Source organism: Aeromonas sp. R4-2 (genome assembly GCF_040908295.1).
Lineage (GTDB): Bacteria > Pseudomonadota > Gammaproteobacteria > Enterobacterales > Aeromonadaceae > Aeromonas > Aeromonas veronii.
Map to the genome: position 1 here is coordinate 31952 of NZ_JBFODL010000017.1, position 16440 is coordinate 48391.

General features: G+C 59.7%; 15 protein-coding genes. 7 read left to right on the forward strand and 8 right to left on the reverse strand.

Features of this window, described 5'->3' with window-relative positions:
- The first annotated feature begins 34 nt into the window (after positions 1-34).
- The 3 genes from AB5Y99_RS16045 to fhuB are packed head-to-tail and all read left to right on the forward strand — an operon-like array spanning position 35 to position 3697.
- Positions 35-799, forward strand: coding sequence for an ATP-binding cassette domain-containing protein (locus tag AB5Y99_RS16045; RefSeq protein ID WP_113740549.1), 765 nt, complete (start codon positions 35-37; stop codon positions 797-799).
- A gap of 34 nt (positions 800-833) precedes the next feature.
- Complete coding sequence (locus tag AB5Y99_RS16050; protein ID WP_368210172.1) at positions 834-1718, forward strand: ABC transporter substrate-binding protein; 885 nt, start codon at positions 834-836, stop codon at positions 1716-1718.
- Complete coding sequence (fhuB, locus tag AB5Y99_RS16055) at positions 1715-3697, forward strand: Fe(3+)-hydroxamate ABC transporter permease FhuB (RefSeq protein WP_368210133.1); 1983 nt, start codon at positions 1715-1717, stop codon at positions 3695-3697. Before AB5Y99_RS16050 ends, fhuB begins: the two co-directional genes overlap by 4 nt.
- Positions 3698-3768: 71 nt before the next feature.
- On the opposite strand, the gene mnmE is transcribed toward fhuB, so the two are convergent.
- The 8 genes from mnmE to AB5Y99_RS16095 form a co-directional block, all read right to left on the reverse strand.
- Positions 3769-5130, reverse strand: coding sequence for a tRNA uridine-5-carboxymethylaminomethyl(34) synthesis GTPase MnmE (gene mnmE / locus AB5Y99_RS16060; protein WP_019445516.1), 1362 nt, complete (start codon positions 5128-5130; stop codon positions 3769-3771).
- Between the two features lie 98 nt (positions 5131-5228).
- On the reverse strand, positions 5229-6875 hold the full coding sequence (gene yidC / locus AB5Y99_RS16065; RefSeq protein ID WP_111900872.1) for a membrane protein insertase YidC: 1647 nt from the start codon (positions 6873-6875) through the stop codon (positions 5229-5231).
- A gap of 5 nt (positions 6876-6880) precedes the next feature.
- The gene (gene yidD, locus AB5Y99_RS16070) at positions 6881-7129 is read right to left on the reverse strand and encodes a membrane protein insertion efficiency factor YidD (protein ID WP_010672280.1); all 249 of its coding nucleotides are present in this window, start codon (positions 7127-7129) and stop codon (positions 6881-6883) included.
- On the reverse strand, positions 7096-7455 hold the full coding sequence (gene rnpA / locus AB5Y99_RS16075; protein ID WP_005339313.1) for a ribonuclease P protein component: 360 nt from the start codon (positions 7453-7455) through the stop codon (positions 7096-7098). The genes yidD and rnpA overlap by 34 nt, the downstream gene beginning before the upstream one ends.
- Positions 7455-7589 (reverse strand): 50S ribosomal protein L34, encoded by a 135-nt coding sequence (gene rpmH / locus AB5Y99_RS16080; RefSeq protein ID WP_005307156.1) that lies wholly within the window; start codon positions 7587-7589, stop codon positions 7455-7457. The genes rnpA and rpmH overlap by 1 nt, the downstream gene beginning before the upstream one ends.
- Positions 7590-7859: 270 nt before the next feature.
- Positions 7860-8594 carry an amino acid ABC transporter ATP-binding protein gene (locus AB5Y99_RS16085; protein ID WP_005339311.1) on the reverse strand — a complete coding sequence of 245 codons (735 nt, stop codon included), beginning with the start codon at positions 8592-8594 and terminating at the stop codon, positions 7860-7862.
- A 12-nt stretch (positions 8595-8606) separates the two neighbouring features.
- Positions 8607-9275, reverse strand: coding sequence for an amino acid ABC transporter permease (locus AB5Y99_RS16090; protein WP_019445518.1), 669 nt, complete (start codon positions 9273-9275; stop codon positions 8607-8609).
- On the reverse strand, positions 9276-10034 hold the full coding sequence (locus AB5Y99_RS16095) for an amino acid ABC transporter substrate-binding protein (RefSeq protein WP_021230442.1): 759 nt from the start codon (positions 10032-10034) through the stop codon (positions 9276-9278). It abuts the gene before it with no gap.
- A gap of 311 nt (positions 10035-10345) precedes the next feature.
- Here AB5Y99_RS16095 and dnaA point away from each other — a divergent pair, with 311 nt between their 5' ends.
- From dnaA to gyrB, 4 genes are all read left to right on the forward strand, one after another.
- Positions 10346-11716 (forward strand): chromosomal replication initiator protein DnaA, encoded by a 1371-nt coding sequence (gene dnaA / locus AB5Y99_RS16100; RefSeq protein WP_257691520.1) that lies wholly within the window; start codon positions 10346-10348, stop codon positions 11714-11716.
- Positions 11717-11799: 83 nt separating this feature from the next.
- Complete coding sequence (gene dnaN, locus AB5Y99_RS16105) at positions 11800-12903, forward strand: DNA polymerase III subunit beta (RefSeq protein WP_005339306.1); 1104 nt, start codon at positions 11800-11802, stop codon at positions 12901-12903.
- Between the two features lie 2 nt (positions 12904-12905).
- Entirely contained in the window at positions 12906-14009 is a 1104-nt protein-coding gene (recF, locus tag AB5Y99_RS16110; protein ID WP_005339305.1) for a DNA replication/repair protein RecF, read from the forward strand.
- The gene (gene gyrB / locus AB5Y99_RS16115; RefSeq protein WP_201906545.1) at positions 14006-16417 is read left to right on the forward strand and encodes a DNA topoisomerase (ATP-hydrolyzing) subunit B; all 2412 of its coding nucleotides are present in this window, start codon (positions 14006-14008) and stop codon (positions 16415-16417) included. The genes recF and gyrB overlap by 4 nt, the downstream gene beginning before the upstream one ends.
- Positions 16418-16440 lie beyond the last annotated feature (23 nt).

Here is a 16440-nt window from a genome sequence, read left to right on the forward strand (position 1 = left end):
TGAGACTGGCGGCAAGCCAGCACAGGAATTGCTTATGTTCGAGATGAAATCAGCCAGCTTCACGGTCAATGACCGCACGCTGCTGCACCCCACCGACCTGCGTTTCGAGCAGGGACAGGTCTATGGCCTCATCGGCCACAATGGGTCGGGCAAATCGACCCTGCTCAAGCTGCTGGCACGCCAGCAACCCCTCAGCGACGGCGAGATCCTGTTCGATGGCAAGCCGCTGCCCGACTGGGGCAATCGGGAGTTTGCCCGTCAGGTGGCCTATCTGCCCCAGCATCTGCCGAGCGCCGAGAATCTGCTCGGGCGGGAGCTGGTGGAGATGGGCCGCTATCCTTGGCGCGGCCTGTTGGGCCGGATGGGGGCGGAGGATCACCGTCAGGTCGAGCGTGCCATCGCTCTGACTCATACCGAACGTTTTGCCGATCGGCTGGTGGATACCCTCTCCGGCGGCGAGCGGGGGCGGGTCTGGCTGGCGATGCTGCTGGCCCAAGAGAGCCGCTTCATCCTGCTGGACGAGCCGCTGGCCGCGCTGGATGTGGCCCATCAGGTGGAGGTGCTGACGCTCGTCAAGCAGTTGAGCCGTCAGCTAAACCTCGGGGTCATCATCGTCATTCACGACATCAATATGGCCTCCCGCTTCTGTGATCGGCTGGTGGCGCTCCACTCCGGCCGCCTGCTTACCCACGGCGAACCTGAGGGGCTCATGACCAGTGAGACCCTGCACGCCATCTATGGCATTCCGATGGAGGTCATTCGCCACCCGGCTCATGCTCATCCCATCGCCATCGTCTGACCGGGGGGCTCTCTTGAACCGTTTATTGAAGAAGATGGCACCCTGCCTTATCAGCCTGCTGCTGCCACTTGCGGCGCAGGCCGACACATCCCCGATCGCCTCTGCGCCGCTACCCCGTATCGCTACCGTCGACTGGACCATAGCCGAAACCCTGCTGGCGCTCGGGGTGACGCCGCTGGCGGTGGGGGATGCAGGCCCCTATCAGGCATGGGTCGGCGAGCCACGGCTACCCGCCGGAGTGGTGGATATCGGCCTGCGCACCCAGCCCAACCGTGAGCTGCTGGCGGAGCTCAAACCCGATCGTATCCTCATCTCGCCGCTGGCAGCCCCGCTGGCGCCAACTCTTTCCCGCATCGCGCCGGTGAGCACCATCGCCCTTTATGATGGGCAAACCGATCTGTGGCAGAGACTGCACGAGGTGACCCTGACCCTCGCCCGTATGGTGGGCAAAACCGCCGAGGGCGAACGGCTGCTGGCCGGGCTCGATCGGGATCTCGCCAGTATGCAGGCCGGATTGCCTGCGGATCTGCCGCCCCTGCTGGTGGTGCAGTTTATCGATGAGCGCCATGTGCGGGTGTTTGGTCGCCACAGCCTGTTCGATGCGGTGATGACGCGCCTCGGGCTGCGTAATGGCTGGCAGGAGCAGACCAATGATTGGGGTTTCTCGGTGGTCAGCATCGAGCAGTTTATGACCTTGCCAACCGCGCGGCTGGTGGTGGTCGATCCCATCCCGGTAGGGGTGAGCGAACGGCTGCAGGAGCCTGGGCTGTGGCAGCATCTGCCGCTGGTACGCCAAGCCCCCGTGCTGCATCTGCCTGCGGTCTGGAGTTTTGGCGGCGTATTGGCCGCCCGCCGTTTCGCCGGTCTGCTCAGCGATGCATTGCTGCAAGATGTCGAGCGTATGGAGGCTAGCCGATGAAGCGACTGCTCACATCGCCGCTGCTGCGGCCGGTCTCGATCCTGCTGGGGTTGACCCTCTTGCTCGCGTATTGGGAGCTGGCTCGCCAGCTGCCCGGTGCGCTCTGGTGGCAGAGCCTCTTCGCCCCCAATCTGGATGATGTCAGCCAAGCGGTGGTGCATTTCAGCTGGCTACCCCGCCTGGTTGTCACCCTGCTGGCCGGGGCGGCGCTCGGGCTGACAGGCACCCTGATGCAGCAGGTGCTGCGCAACCCGCTCGCGTCACCCACCACTCTTGGGGTGGCCTCCGGCGCCCAGCTGGCGCTGATGATGGTGACCCTGTTTGTCCCCTCCTGGTTGCTGCTGGGGCGGGAGTGGATCGCCATGGCCGGTGGCAGCCTCGCGATGGCACTGGTGTTTGCCCTGGCCTGGCGTCGTCAGCTCAATCCGGTGGTCATCGTCTTTGCCGGGCTGGTGATCAACCTCTATCTGGCGGCCATCAGCATGGGACTCTTGCTGTTCTTTCAGGAGGAGCTGAAAGGTTTGCTGGTGTGGGGCAGTGGCTCGCTAGTGCAGAACAGTTGGAGCGGGGTGAGTTACCTGTTACCCCGCCTGCTGGCAGCTGCTGCGTTGGCCGCAGTACTGGTGCGCCCGCTGGCGGTGCTGGAGCTGGATGATGCCAGCGCCCGCAGTCTGGGGGTCTCCCTGCAGCATCTGCGTTTTGCCGGACTGGGGCTGGCGGTGTTTGTCACCGCTTGCGTGGTGAGCGTGGTGGGGCTGATCGGCTTTATCGGGCTGGCCGCACCCGCCATGGTGCGGCTGCTCGGGATCCGCCAGCTCGGCCAGCGGCTGTTGTGGGCACCGATCCTCGGCGCCCTGCTGCTGGCAGCGACCGATCTGTTGCTGCAGAGCCTGAGCCGCTTCTGGCCAGTCTTGATCCCCACCGGCGCCATGACCGCCCTGCTGGGGGCGCCGCTGCTGCTCTGGCTGATCCCGCGCCTGGGTATCAAGTCGGGTACGCCTAAGGCAAACGCCGGCCTGCTGGTGGCTCGCCATCCGGCTCCGGCTCGCCTTATCGGCCTGTTGCTGGTCGGGCTGCTGCTGGCCGTGGTCGCCACCCTGCTGTTGGGGCAGGGAATGACGGGCTGGAGCTGGCCAAGCTGGCTCCGCTGGCAGGCCCAGCTGGAGTGGCGGTTGCCGCGCACTCTGGCGGCGGGGGCGGCTGGCGTGCTGCTAGCGCTGGCGGGCTCCCTGTTGCAGCGGGTCAGCAACAACCCGATGGCGAGCCCAGAGCTGCTGGGGGTGAGCGGTGGCACCTTTATGGGGGTGATAGCGACGGCCTTACTGCTGCCTGCTTTGCCGTTGCCCATAATGCTGCTGGGCGGCCTGATCGGGGCCTTCGCTTGTCTCTTGCTGCTGGTGGTGGTCAATCGCAAGCACGGCTTCCAGCCGGAGCGGATCCTGCTCTCAGGTATCGCCATCACAGCGTTGTTTGAGCCGTTGCAGGCCATCGCGCTGGCCAACGGCGACCTGCGGGTGCAGCAGCTGCTCTCATGGATGTCCGGTTCCACCTACTACGTCACCCTGCCGGTGGCCTATGGGCTGGTGGGGCTGGCGCTGTTGATGCTGGCCGCCTGCCTGCTTGTCAGCCGCTGGCTCGATCTGCTGCCAATGGGGAGTGCGGTGGCGACCGCGCTGGGCATTCGCCTCAACCGTGCCCAGCTCGCCATCCTGCTGCTGGTGGCCGTGCTCACTGCCAGCGCCACCCTGGTGGTGGGGCCGCTTTCCTTCGTTGGTCTGCTGGCACCACATATGGCCAAGCTGATGGGGTTGGTGCGGGCACGCTGGCACCTGCTTGGGGCCGCCGCTTCCGGCGCCCTGTTGATGGTCTCGGCGGACTGGGTCGGTCAGCAGATCCTCTTCCCGCAGGAGGTGCCGGTCGGGCTGGTCTCCACCTTGTTAGGGGGCGCTTACTTCATGTGGTGCCTGCGTCGCCTCTAGTTTTGCGGACAAAAAACGCACAACAAAAAGCCCGGGATGAACCCGGGCTTTTTGTTGTCTGCCGAATCGGCTTACTTGCCGATGCAGAAGCTGGAGAAGATGCGGCCCAGCAGATCGTCTGAGCTGAATTCGCCGGTGATCTCGGAGAGGGACTCCTGCGCCAGGCGCAACTCTTCAGCCACCAGCTCGCCGGCCACGAACACTTCCAGCTGCTCCTTGGCCACCAGCAGGCGCTCGGCGGCACGCTCCAGCGCATCCAGATGGCGGCGGCGGGCCATAAAGCCCCCTTCGGTGTTGCCCTGGAAGCCCATGCAGGCTTTCAGGTGCTCGCGCAGGGCAGGCAGCCCCAGCTCGGTCTTGGCTGAGATGCGGTAGACGGCGTGGCCTTGCTCCTGGCTCGGTGCCAGATCCTCGCCGGTCAGGTCGGCCTTGTTGCGAATGACGGTGAGGCCGATGTTTTTTGGCAACCGATCAACAAATTCCGGCCAAATTTCCCGCGGGTCGACCGCGTCTGTGGTGGTGCCATCCACCATAAACAGCACCCGATCGGCCTGTTCAATCTCGGCCCAGGCGCGTTCGATACCGATCTGTTCCACCTTATCCTGGGTGTCGCGCAGACCGGCGGTATCGATGATGTGCAGCGGCATGCCATCGAGATGGATGTGTTCGCGTAGCACGTCGCGGGTGGTACCGGCAATCTCGGTGACGATGGCTGACTCGCGCCCAGCCAAGGCGTTGAGCAGGCTCGATTTGCCGGCGTTGGGACGACCGGCGATCACCACCTTCATCCCTTCCCGCAGCAGGGCGCCCTGTTTGGCTTCCCCGCGCACGTCGTCCAGTTCGGACATGATGGCGTAGAGGTCGCCCGCCACCTTGCCATCGGAGAGGAAGTCGATCTCCTCGTCCGGGAAGTCGATGGCCGCTTCCACATAGATGCGCAGCCGGATCAGGCTCTCCACCAGTTGCTGAATTTTGCTGGAGAACTGCCCCTGCAGGGAGTGCATGGCGCTGCGGGCGGCCTGCTCGCTGGATGCTTCGATCAGATCGGCGATGGCTTCGGCCTGGGCCAGATCCAGCTTGTCGTTGATGAAGGCGCGCTCGCTGAACTCGCCGGGGCGGGCAGGGCGGATGCCATCGATTTTCAGAATGCGGCGGATCAGCATGTCCATGATGACGGGGCCGCCGTGGCCCTGCAGCTCCAGCACATCCTCGCCGGTGAAGCTGTTGGGAGCTTTGAACAGCAGGGCGATGCCCTGATCCAGTACCTGGCCTTGCTCATCCTTGAACGGCAGATATTCGGCGTAGCGCACCCGCGGGAGCTTGCCGAGCACTATCCCGGCGACCTGTTCGGCGGCGGGGCCGGAGACTCGGACTATGCCGACGCCACCACGGCCTGGCGCGGTGGCCTGGGCCACGATCGTATCTGTTGTCATCTTGCTTGGCTCGTTTGTTCGCTGATAGGAAAACGTAGTGGGGACATTGTAATAAAAAAGGCGGCCCGAAGGCCGCCTCTTTTGTCATCACGGGAAGATTAGCTGCGTGAATGCAGTCCTTTCTTCTCCAGCTGACGATAGATGATGGTCTGCTGGATGATGGAGATTACGTTGCTCACCAGCCAGTAGAGAGTCAGGCCAGCCGGGAACCAGAGGAACATGAAAGTGAAGATGATCGGCATGAACTGCATCACTTTCTGCTGCATCGGGTCGGTTACGGTGGTCGGGCTCATCTTCTGCAGATACCACATGGAGGCACCCATGAGGATTGGCAGCACGAAGAAGGGGTCCTTCACTGACAGGTCAGTGATCCACAGGGCAAACGGCGCGTGACGCAGTTCAACGGACTCCATCAGTGCCCAGTAGAGGGCGATGAAGATCGGCATCTGAACCAGGATCGGCAGGCAGCCACCCAGCGGGTTGACCTTCTCCTTCTTGTACAGCTCCATCATGCCCTGAGACATCTTCTGGCGGTCGTCGCCGAAGCGCTCGCGCAGGGCCGCAATCTTGGGTTGCAGCATGCGCATCTTGGCCATGGAGGTGTACTGGGCCTTGGTCAGCGGGAACATGATGCCGCGCACCAGCAGGGTCAGCATGATGATGGCCAGACCCCAGTTCTGGACGAAACCGTGGAACACGGTCAGCAGCCAGTGCAGCGGTTGGGCGATGAACCACAGCCAGCCGTAGTCGACGGTCAGGTCGAGGTGGTTAGCCACCTTGGCCATCTGGTCTTGCAGCTTGGGACCAACCCACAGCTTGCTGGTCACTTCAGCCTGTTGGCCGGCAGCCACGTCAACCAGCGGCGCCTTGTAACCGATGATGGCCTGGCCTTTACCAGGGATCACACGGCTGTAGAAGCTGTTGGTATCGTCGGCATTTGGTGCCCAGGCAGAGACGAAGTAGTGTTGCAGCATGGCGACCCAACCACCCTTGGTGGTCTTGTTCAGGTCGGCATCCTTCATCTCGTCGAAGGTGTACTTCTTGTAGCGGGTATCTTCAGTGGAGAAGGCACCACCACGGTAAGCGCTGGCTACCATGGCATGACCTTCCTGATCCTTCGGTGTGGCTACGGTCTGCTTCAGCTGACCATAGAACTGCACCTGAACCGGCTCGGCAGATTTGTTGTCGATCTTGTAATCAACGCCAACGGCATAGTCGCCACGCTTGAGGATGAACTCCTTGGTGAAGACCACGCCTTTGCTGTCGGTCCAGGTCATCGGAACGACGACTTGATCCTGACCATCGGCCAGCTGATAGCTGGTCTGGGCGGCTTCATAGGTAGGACGACCTTCGGCCTGACTGTCCGGACCGTTGCGACCCACCAGACCGCTCTGGGCGATATAGAGGTGCTCAGGCTGGCTGGTCAGCAGCACGAACGGTTGGTCCTTGCCCTCTTCCAGTTTGTGAGACAGCAGTTCGGCAGACACGACGTCACCACCCTGGGTATCCAGGGTCAGCTTGAGCACGTCAGAGGAGACGGTGATCAGCTTGCGTGCGGCAGTCGCGTTGGCTTGCTCGGAAACCTGAGGAATATCACCGGTCTGACCGGCTTCAGGTACGAAATGTTCGGTTTGGGCCACGGTAGTCGGGGCCGGCTTCGGAGCCTTGTCGGACTCCCACTGTTGCCAGAGCAGAAAGCTCACGAACAGCAAACCGATCAGGAGTAGATTGCGTTGTGATTCCATAGTCTTCAGTTTCTTCGCTTTGGTTGCGGAACCGGGTCATAACCACCCTCGGATAAGGGATGGCATTTTAATAGACGTTTGCTAGCTAACCAAACGCCTTTTATGAAACCGTGAAGTCGGATGGCTTCTATCGCAAATTGGGAACAAGTTGGAGTAAAACGGCAGCGCGGCCCGAGCAGAGGGCTAATGATTAGCTGATACAGGCGTATCAGTTTGATAGCTACCCATTGCAACGGCGTGACAGAGTGCGCCATAGCTTTTCCAGTAACTTGAACAGTTCCTCGTTATCCATCTCTTTCACACCGGCTTTGGCGATCACCACGATGTCGATAGCGGGCAGCTGATGTTGTTTGAGGCGGAAACTTTCCCGGACCACCCGTTTGACACGGTTACGCCAGACGGCACGCTTGAGTGCTTTTTTGGGCACAGCGAGACCAAGACGAGAGTGTTCGAGTGAATTGGGGCAGGCGAGAAGCGTAATTTGCGGGGAAGCAGCCCGGACAGGCTCGGCGAAAACGCGTTTGAAGTGTTCGGGAGTTAACAGACGTAACTCCCGAGAGAAGGTGTGCTGGGTAGGCATTAAACTACCAGACGGGCACGACCCTTGGCACGACGAGCGGCCAGAACTTTACGACCGTTGGCAGTTGCCATGCGGGCGCGGAAACCGTGAGAGCGCTTGCGCTTCAGGTTGGACGGTTGAAAAGTACGTTTCATGATTCGATTCCGTATTTCTGTACAGTTTTGATTGTCACACTTAGCCGACGCGCCAGCTATAGCGTGTGACGACTAGCAAAAGAGGCCGAATTCTAAACAGAGTTCGGCTTTTAGTCAATCCGCCGTTCCCTCTCATCCTGCCGTGGTCTTGAAAAGGCCGCTGCTGAGCGTGAGGATCCAGAGGATCAAGGGCTCCGGATTATACTGGCAACCCGGGGTTAAACAAGGGATCCCTCAATAAAAAAGGCGGCCAGGCCGCCAAAGAGAGAGCTATTTAAGGACTTTCCGCAAGAACTCCCGGGTACGGGGATCCTTGGGATCGACCAATATCTGATCCGGCGGGCCCTGCTCGACGATCCGCCCACCTTCCATGAAGATCACCCGATCGGCAACATCACGAGCAAATTCAATCTCATGGGTCACCACCACCATGGTCTGGTGCTGGCGGGCCAACTCTTTCATCAGTCCCAAAACCTCGTCGACCCACTCGGGATCGAGGGCCGAGGTGGGCTCGTCAAACAGGATCACCTTGGAGTGGGCCGCCATGGCGCGGCCAATGCCGACCCGCTGCTGCTGGCCGCCGGAGAGGGAGGCCGGATAGGCATCCTGCTTGTCGGCGAGACCAATGTCCTTGAGGATGCCGAGCGCTGTGGCGCGGGCCTCCGCTTTTGGCTGCTTCCAGACGGTGATCAGCCCTTCGGCGATGTTGTCGAGCGCCGTCTTGTTGGCAAACAGGGCGTAGTTCTGGAACACGAAGGAGGCCCGTTTGCGCAGCTCGATCGCCTGCTGTTCGCTGGCCTTGGCCAGATTCAGCTCAAGATCGTCGATGGCAAGGGTGCCCGCATCCGGGGTCTCCAGCAGGTTCAGGCAGCGCAACAGGGTCGACTTGCCGGTACCTGAGGGGCCTATGATGACGACAATTTCCCCCTTTTTGACCTCCAGATCGATACCGTTGAGCACCTGATTGCCGTGATATGCCTTGGAGAGGCCGGTTAGCTTGATCATGAGAGCCCTCCTTTAATAGGCACGGTTGAGACGGACTTCCAGCAGATGCTGCAAGCGGGTAAAGAAGATCACCACCACCCAGTAGATCAGCGCCACCGCCATAAAGCTCTCGAAGAACTTGAAGGAGGAGGAGGCTTCCATCTGCGCCTTGCCCATGATCTCGGCCACCCCCAGGGTGAAGGCCAGCGAGGTGCTTTTGATCATGTCGATGAAGTAGTTCATCAGCGACGGGGTGGCGATACGTGCCGCCTGCGGCAGGATGATCCGCTGCATCGCCTGATAACGGCTCATGCCGATACTGAGCGCCGCTTCCATCTGGCTTTTGTGAATGCCGAGGATGGCTGCGCGGATCGACTCGGCCATGTAGGCGGCGAAGTGCAGGGTCAGACCGACGATGGCGGCGGTAAAGGCATCCATCCCCACGAAGATCGGGAACAGTTGCGGCAGTCCGTAGTAGAGCAGGAACAGCTGAACGAGTAGCGGTGTACCCCGAAAGAACGAGATATAGAGCATCGCCAGCCAGTGAATCGCAGGGACGCGAAACACCCGTACTATCGCCAGGGCCAGCGAGAGTACGAGTGCCAGCACGAATCCCCACAGGGCCATTTCCATCGTGGTGCCCAGATATTTGAGCAGGATGGGAAACAGCCCCAGCGTGTATTCGAGGTCAAATTCCATCATTTATTTGTCGGTGATGTCGGAAGCGAACCATTTCTCGGAGATCTGACGCAGGGAGCCATCCTTGCGCATGGCGGTCAGGGCCTCGTCGACCTTCTTCAGCAGCGCCTGTTTCTCCGGGGTCTTCAGGAAGGGCAGGGCGTTCTCGATAGTCTCGAACGGTGCGCCAGCCTGTTGCAGCGGCAGCTTGGACTCTTTGATCAGCTGTGCGGTGGAGACTCGGTCCATCACGAAGGCGTCGATGCGACCCAGGGCGACATCCTGCTCGAAGGCGGAGTCATAGGTGCGGATATCGATCTTCTTGTTCGGGTCGTTCTTGCGCAGCAGCTCTTCGAAGTTGGAACCCAGGTTCACGGCCACCTTCTTGCCTTCCAGATCCTTGATACCGTGGATGGTGCTGTTGCCCTTGCGTACCACGATTTGGGCGCCGTCATAGACGTAAGGCTGGGAGAAGTCGTACTTCGCCTTGCGCTCGTCGGTGATGGTGATCTGGTTGGAGATGGTGTCGATGCGGCCGGTTTCCAGCATGCCGAACAGGCCGGAGAAGCTGGCGGTCACGAATTCGACCTTGTAGCCGGTGCGCTCGCCGATCTGGTTCCACATATCCACTTCAAACCCTTGCAGCTTGTCCTGCTTGACGAAGGTGAACGGGAAATATTTGCCTGACATGCCGACCTTGATGGTCTCCTGGGCGATGGCCTGACCGGACAGGGTGGCGAGCAGCATGGCTGCGCCGGAAATCAGTTTGATGGATGTTTTCATGGTGTTTCTCTCTCTCAATGTCTTGTATTTGTAGTTGTAATAACTGGTTTGGCCCTGATGTTATTGGAATAAAATTTAAAAAATAAATGACATTTGGTTATATGAAATAACAGGAGAGAAGCACGGGATCGACCAATCCGGACGGTGGATCAAGCTGTGGGTAACTTTGGGGATGAAATCCGATCCAAAGGCGCTGGATCCTTGAAAGTCAAGGATCTTATTTGCTGGATCCACCGGGCGATGGCTGGAGATCCGGCGGCTAAAAACGTAGAATAGCCGGTCTTTAGTTAATCAATCGACAGGAGTTTAGAGTGACTGCTTCGCTATGGCAGCAGTGCCTTAACCGGCTGCAAGATGAGTTGCCCTCGGCAGAATTCAGCATGTGGATCCGGCCGCTTCAAGCGGAGTTGAGTGACAATACTCTGACCCTGTATGCACCGAATCGCTTTGTTCTGGACTGGGTACGAGACAAGTATCTCATCCGGGTTAACGGCATCATCAACGAACTCTGCGGGGTCGACGGCCCCGCCCTGCGTTTTGATATAGGCAATCGTCCCCATCCTGTTACTGTCGCCAGAGCGCCGGTACAGGGTGCCGCGCCTGTGAATAACTTGCAGAAGAGCTGGGAAAGCAAGGCTGAAGCCAAGCCCGAGCCGAACCACAAGAGCAACACCAACGTGAACTATACCTTCGAGAATTTCGTCGAGGGTAAGTCCAACCAGTTGGCGCGTGCGGCTGCCCGTCAGGTAGCGGACAATCCGGGTGGTGCTTACAACCCGCTGTTCCTCTATGGCGGCACCGGCCTGGGTAAAACCCACCTGCTGCACGCCGTTGGCAATGCCATCAAGGAGAGTAAAAAAGATGCCAAAGTCATCTATATGCACTCCGAGCGGTTTGTTCAGGACATGGTGAAAGCGCTGCAAAATAACGCCATTGAAGAGTTCAAGCGTTACTACCGCAGCGTCGATGCCCTGCTCATCGATGACATCCAGTTCTTCGCCAACAAGGAGCGCTCCCAGGAGGAGTTCTTCCATACCTTCAATGCCTTGCTGGAAGGTAACCAGCAGATCATCCTCACCTCGGATCGCTATCCGAAGGAGATCAACGGTGTCGAGGATCGCCTCAAGTCCCGCTTCGGCTGGGGCCTGACCGTGGCGATCGAGCCGCCGGAGCTGGAGACCCGTGTCGCGATCCTGATGCGCAAGGCAGACGAGAACCAGATCCATCTGCCGGACGAAGTGGCCTTCTTCATTGCCAAACGTCTGCGATCCAACGTCCGTGAACTGGAAGGCGCCCTCAACCGGGTGATCGCCAACGCCAACTTCACCGGCCGTGCCATCAACATCGATTTCGTGCGCGAAGCGCTGCGCGACCTGTTGGCACTGCAGGAGAAGCTGGTCACCATCGACAATATCCAGAAGACGGTGGCGGAGTACTACAAGATCAAGCTGGCGGATCTGCTCTCCAAGCGTCGTTCCCGCTCCGTTGCCCGTCCGCGCCAGCTGGCGATGGCACTGGCCAAGGAGCTGACCAACCACAGTTTGCCGGAGATAGGTGATGCCTTTGGTGGCCGTGACCACACTACCGTTCTTCATGCCTGCCGCAAGATCGAGCAGCTGAAGGAGGAGAGTCACGACATCAAGGAGGATTATTCCAACCTGATCCGTACCCTTTCTTCCTGATAACGGAATCGAGTGGACAGATGCAGCGCGAATATTCCAACCTGATCCGAATCTTTTCCTCCTAATCACAACGGAGAGCACAGATGCAGCTCGAAATTAGCCGTGAGGCCCTGTTACGTCCTCTGCAACTGGTGTCCGGCGCCCTCGGCGGCCGACCGACCCTGCCGATCCTCGGCAACGTGCTGCTTGATGTCAGCAACGGTCTGCTGTCACTGACCGGTACCGATCTCGAAGTAGAGATGATCGGTCAGGTCTATCTGAACGGGGCCAGCGAAGATGGCCGCACCACAGTACCGGCGCGCAAGCTGCTGGATATCTGCCGTGGTCTGCCGGAAGGCGCCGAGATCCGTCTCAATACCGAAGGCGAGCGCCTGATCATCCGCTCCGGTCGCTCCCGCTTCAACCTCTCGACCCTGCCGGCCACCGAGTATCCGAATATCGAGGATTGGGAATCCGTGCTCGAGTTCGATATCAGCCAGCTGGAGCTGAAGAAGCTGATCGATGCGACCCAGTTCTCCATGGCCAGCCAGGACGTGCGTTACTACCTGAACGGCATGCTGTTCGAGAGCGAAGGTCACGGTCTGCGCACCGTGGCGACCGACGGCCACCGTCTGGCTACCTGCCGCCGTGAGGTAGTTGGGGAATCGCTGCCCGATCATCAGGTTATCCTGCCGCGCAAAGGGGTACTGGAGCTGGTGCGTCTGCTGGAAGCAGAAGACAAGCCGGTGCGGCTGCAGATCGGCCGCAGCAACCTGCGTGCTGCGCTGGACGGCTTCATCTTCACCTCCAAGCTGGTGGATGGCCGCTTCCCGGATTGGCGCCGCGTCATTCCGCGCAACAGCGACAAGGCCCTGATCGCCGGTCGTGAGGATCTGCGTCAGGCGTTTGCCCGCGCCGCCATCCTCTCCAACGAGAAATTCCGTGGGGTGCGTCTCAATCTGCAGGAAAACCTGCTGCGCATCACCGCCAACAACCCGGAACAGGAAGAAGCCGAAGAGCTGCTTGACGTACAATATGCCGCTGGCGAGATGGAGATCGGCTTTAACGTCTCTTATGTGCTCGACGTGCTGAATACGTTAAAATGTGACCAAATTCGGATTAGCCTGAGCGATTCCATCAGCAGTGCCATTATTGAGGATTTTGAACATCAGGATGCTCAGTACGTGGTGATGCCGATGCGGATCTAGTCGTGTCCCTGGTCAAACTCCAGCTCAGCGACTTTCGCAATATCCAGCAAGCCAGTCTCAAGCTGTCGCCCGGCCTCAACATTCTGGTCGGGTGCAATGGCAGCGGCAAGACCAGCGTGCTGGAAGCCATTCACTACCTTGGTCTGGGGCGCTCCTTTCGCACTCATTTGACCGGGCGGGTCATCCGCCAGGGGGAGAGGGCCTTTACCCTGTTTGCCCAGTGCGAGCTGGAGGGGCGTCAGGTACCGATCGGTCTTGCCAAAGACAAGAGTGGCGAGACCCAGCTCAAGATTGCCGGGGCACAGGCCCAGCGGCTTGCCGATTTGGCGGAGCTGTTGCCGGTGCAGTTGATCCATCCCGATGGTTTCAACTTGCTGACGGGCGGGCCTCAGGCTCGCCGCGCCTGGCTCGATTGGGGTGTCTTCCATCAGGAGCCGACCTTCTTTGCCCTGTGGGGGCGAGTGCGGCGGCTGCTGAAACAGCGCAATGCGCTGCTGCGCCAGAGCACCCAGTACCGCCAGCTGGCGTTCTGGGATCAGGAGCTGGTGCGGCTCGGGGGTGAGCTGGCCGAGTTTCGCGCCAGTTATTGTCAGGCCATTACGCCCCTGATCAAGGAGATGACGGCGGATTTTCTGCCGGAATTCGATATCAGTCTCGGCTTTTACCGGGGCTGGGAGAAAGATACTCCCCTCGGCGATCTGCTGGAGGCGGGGTTTGAGCGGGATCGGGCGCTGGGCTATACCGGTGTCGGTCCACAGAAAGCCGATGTTCGCCTCAAGGCGAACGGGGTACCCGCTCAGGATATTTTGTCCCGGGGTCAGCTGAAGTTGCTGGTCTGCGCCATGCGACTGGCCCAAGGGCTCTATTTGAATCAACATAGCAGCCGTGGCTGTATTTTTTTAATTGACGATTTTGCCTCTGAACTGGATGTCGACAAGCGCCGCTTGCTGGCCGCAAGGCTGAAGCAGTGTGCGTCCCAGGTGTTTATCACCGCCATCGACACCGGTCAGCTCGCAGACATGATGGATGCGAATGACTGCAAGTTGTTCCACGTGGAACAGGGTAAAATCTCCGAAACGTTAGAGAAGGCAGAGAGTAAGCTATGAGTGAAAATACTTACGACTCCTCGAATATCAAGGTGCTGAAGGGCCTGGATGCGGTCCGCAAGCGCCCGGGGATGTATATCGGCGATACGGATGATGGCTCGGGTCTGCACCACATGGTGTTCGAGGTCGTCGATAACTCCATTGACGAGGCGCTCGCTGGCTACTGCTCCGATATTCTGGTCAAGATCCATTCCGACGGTTCTGTCTCTGTGCGTGACAATGGCCGGGGTATCCCGGTAGACATGCACGAGGAGGAGGGCCGCTCCGCCGCAGAGGTCATCATGACCGTGCTGCACGCAGGCGGTAAGTTTGATGACAACTCCTACAAGGTTTCCGGTGGTCTGCACGGCGTGGGTGTCTCGGTCGTTAACGCCCTCTCTGACAAGCTGTTGCTGACCATTCGTCGTAACGGTCACGTCTACGAGCAGACCTATCATCTGGGTGAGCCACAGGCGCCGCTCAAGCAGATTGGCGACAGCACCGGCACCGGTACCGAAGTTCGCTTCTGGCCGAGCCCAGCCATTTTCAGCGATACCCTGTTCCACTACGAGATCCTGGCCAAGCGCCTGCGCGAGCTCTCCTTCCTCAACTCCGGTGTCTCCATCCGTCTGCAAGATGAGCGTGATGGCCGCGAGGCGCATTTCTGCTACGAGGGTGGCATCAAGGCATTCGTTGAATACCTGAACCAGAACAAGACCCCGATCCACCCGAAGGTGTTCCATTTCACCACCGAGCAGGATGGTATCGGCGTTGAAGTGGCGATGCAGTGGAACGACGCCTATCAGGAAGGGGTCTACTGCTTCACCAACAACATCCCGCAGCGGGATGGTGGTACTCACCTCGTTGGCTTCCGTACCGCGCTGACCCGTACTCTGAACTCCTATATGGACAAAGAGGACTACAGCAAGAAGGCCAAGTCTGCCGCCAGTGGCGACGACGTGCGTGAAGGTCTGATAGCCGTTATCTCCGTCAAGGTGCCGGATCCCAAGTTCTCCTCCCAGACCAAAGACAAGCTGGTCTCTTCCGAAGTGAAGACCGCCGTTGAACAGGCGATGGGTGAGAAGCTGGCCGACTTCCTGCTGGAAAATCCGGGCGATGCCAAGATCGTCGTCAACAAGATCATCGATGCGGCCCGTGCCCGTGAAGCGGCCCGCAAGGCTCGCGAACTGACCCGCCGCAAAGGCGCGCTGGATATCGCCGGTCTGCCCGGCAAGCTGGCTGACTGTCAGGAAAAAGACCCGGCTCTCTCCGAACTCTACATAGTGGAAGGGGACTCTGCTGGCGGTTCCGCCAAGCAGGGTCGCAACCGTAAGAACCAGGCCATCCTGCCGCTCAAGGGCAAGATCCTGAACGTAGAGAAGGCCCGTTTCGACAAGATGATCTCCTCGCAAGAGGTGGGCACCCTGATCACCGCACTGGGCTGCGGTATCGGTCGCGACGAGTACAACCCGGACAAGCTGCGTTATCACAACATCATCATCATGACCGATGCGGACGTCGATGGTGCGCACATCCGAACTCTGCTGCTGACCTTCTTCTATCGTCAGATGCCGGAAATCATCGAACGTGGCTACGTCTACATCGCCCAGCCGCCGCTCTATAAAGTGAAGAAGGGCAAGCAGGAGCAGTACCTGAAAGACGAAGACGCGCTGCTGCAGTACCAGACCGCCATGGCGCTGGATGGTGCCACCCTGCACGTTAACGAGTCTGCCCCGGCTATCGGTGGCGAGGCACTGGAGCGCCTGGTCAACCAGCACCGCTCGGTGACTCACCTGATCACCCGCATGTCTCGTCGTGCGCCGGAAGCGGTGCTGACCCAGCTGATCTATCAGCCGGAGTTGAACGAAGTGCTGCTGAACAGCGAGAGCGATCTGCTGGCCTGGTGTCAGGGTATGGAAGCCGTGCTCAACGAGAGCAACCACGGTATCCAGTACCAGATCCAGGTTCGTCGTGACGAAGAGCGCAGCCTGTACGTGCCGCATGCCGTAGTACGTCAGCACGGTGTCGACCGCGAATATCCGCTCAGCTACGACTTCCTGCAGTCCGGTGAGTACCGTCAGCTGGTTTCGCTGGGCAAGGAGATCGCCAACCTGATTGAGGAAGGTGGTTTCATCAAGCGTGGCGAGAAGGTCAAACCGGTTGCCAACTTCGTGGAAGCCGTCGAGTGGCTGATGGGCGAAGGCAAACGCGGAATCTACATCCAGCGCTATAAAGGGCTGGGTGAGATGAACCCTGACCAGCTGTGGGAAACCACCATGGATCCGGAAGCCCGCCGCATGCTGCGCGTCACCATCGACGACGCCGTCGGTGCTGACCAGCTCTTCTCCACCCTGATGGGTGATGCCGTTGAGCCCCGTCGTGACTTTATCGAGACCAACGCTCTGCGCGTAGCCAACCTCGACGTCTAATCAGACTCGCTGATTGCAATAAA

Coding starts and splice junctions, on each gene's coding strand:
- AB5Y99_RS16045 (WP_113740549.1), top strand. CDS start 35: ATGTTCGAGATGAAATCAGCCAGCTTCACGGTCAATGACCGCACGCTG.
- AB5Y99_RS16050 (WP_368210172.1), top strand. CDS start 834: ATGGCACCCTGCCTTATCAGCCTGCTGCTGCCACTTGCGGCGCAGGCC.
- fhuB (WP_368210133.1), top strand. CDS start 1,715: ATGAAGCGACTGCTCACATCGCCGCTGCTGCGGCCGGTCTCGATCCTG.
- mnmE (WP_019445516.1), bottom strand. CDS start 5,130: ATGACAACAGATACGATCGTGGCCCAGGCCACCGCGCCAGGCCGTGGT.
- yidC (WP_111900872.1), bottom strand. CDS start 6,875: ATGGAATCACAACGCAATCTACTCCTGATCGGTTTGCTGTTCGTGAGC.
- yidD (WP_010672280.1), bottom strand. CDS start 7,129: ATGGCGCACTCTGTCACGCCGTTGCAATGGGTAGCTATCAAACTGATA.
- rnpA (WP_005339313.1), bottom strand. CDS start 7,455: ATGCCTACCCAGCACACCTTCTCTCGGGAGTTACGTCTGTTAACTCCC.
- rpmH (WP_005307156.1), bottom strand. CDS start 7,589: ATGAAACGTACTTTTCAACCGTCCAACCTGAAGCGCAAGCGCTCTCAC.
- AB5Y99_RS16085 (WP_005339311.1), bottom strand. CDS start 8,594: ATGATCAAGCTAACCGGCCTCTCCAAGGCATATCACGGCAATCAGGTG.
- AB5Y99_RS16090 (WP_019445518.1), bottom strand. CDS start 9,275: ATGATGGAATTTGACCTCGAATACACGCTGGGGCTGTTTCCCATCCTG.
- AB5Y99_RS16095 (WP_021230442.1), bottom strand. CDS start 10,034: ATGAAAACATCCATCAAACTGATTTCCGGCGCAGCCATGCTGCTCGCC.
- dnaN (WP_005339306.1), top strand. CDS start 11,800: ATGCAGCTCGAAATTAGCCGTGAGGCCCTGTTACGTCCTCTGCAACTG.
- gyrB (WP_201906545.1), top strand. CDS start 14,006: ATGAGTGAAAATACTTACGACTCCTCGAATATCAAGGTGCTGAAGGGC.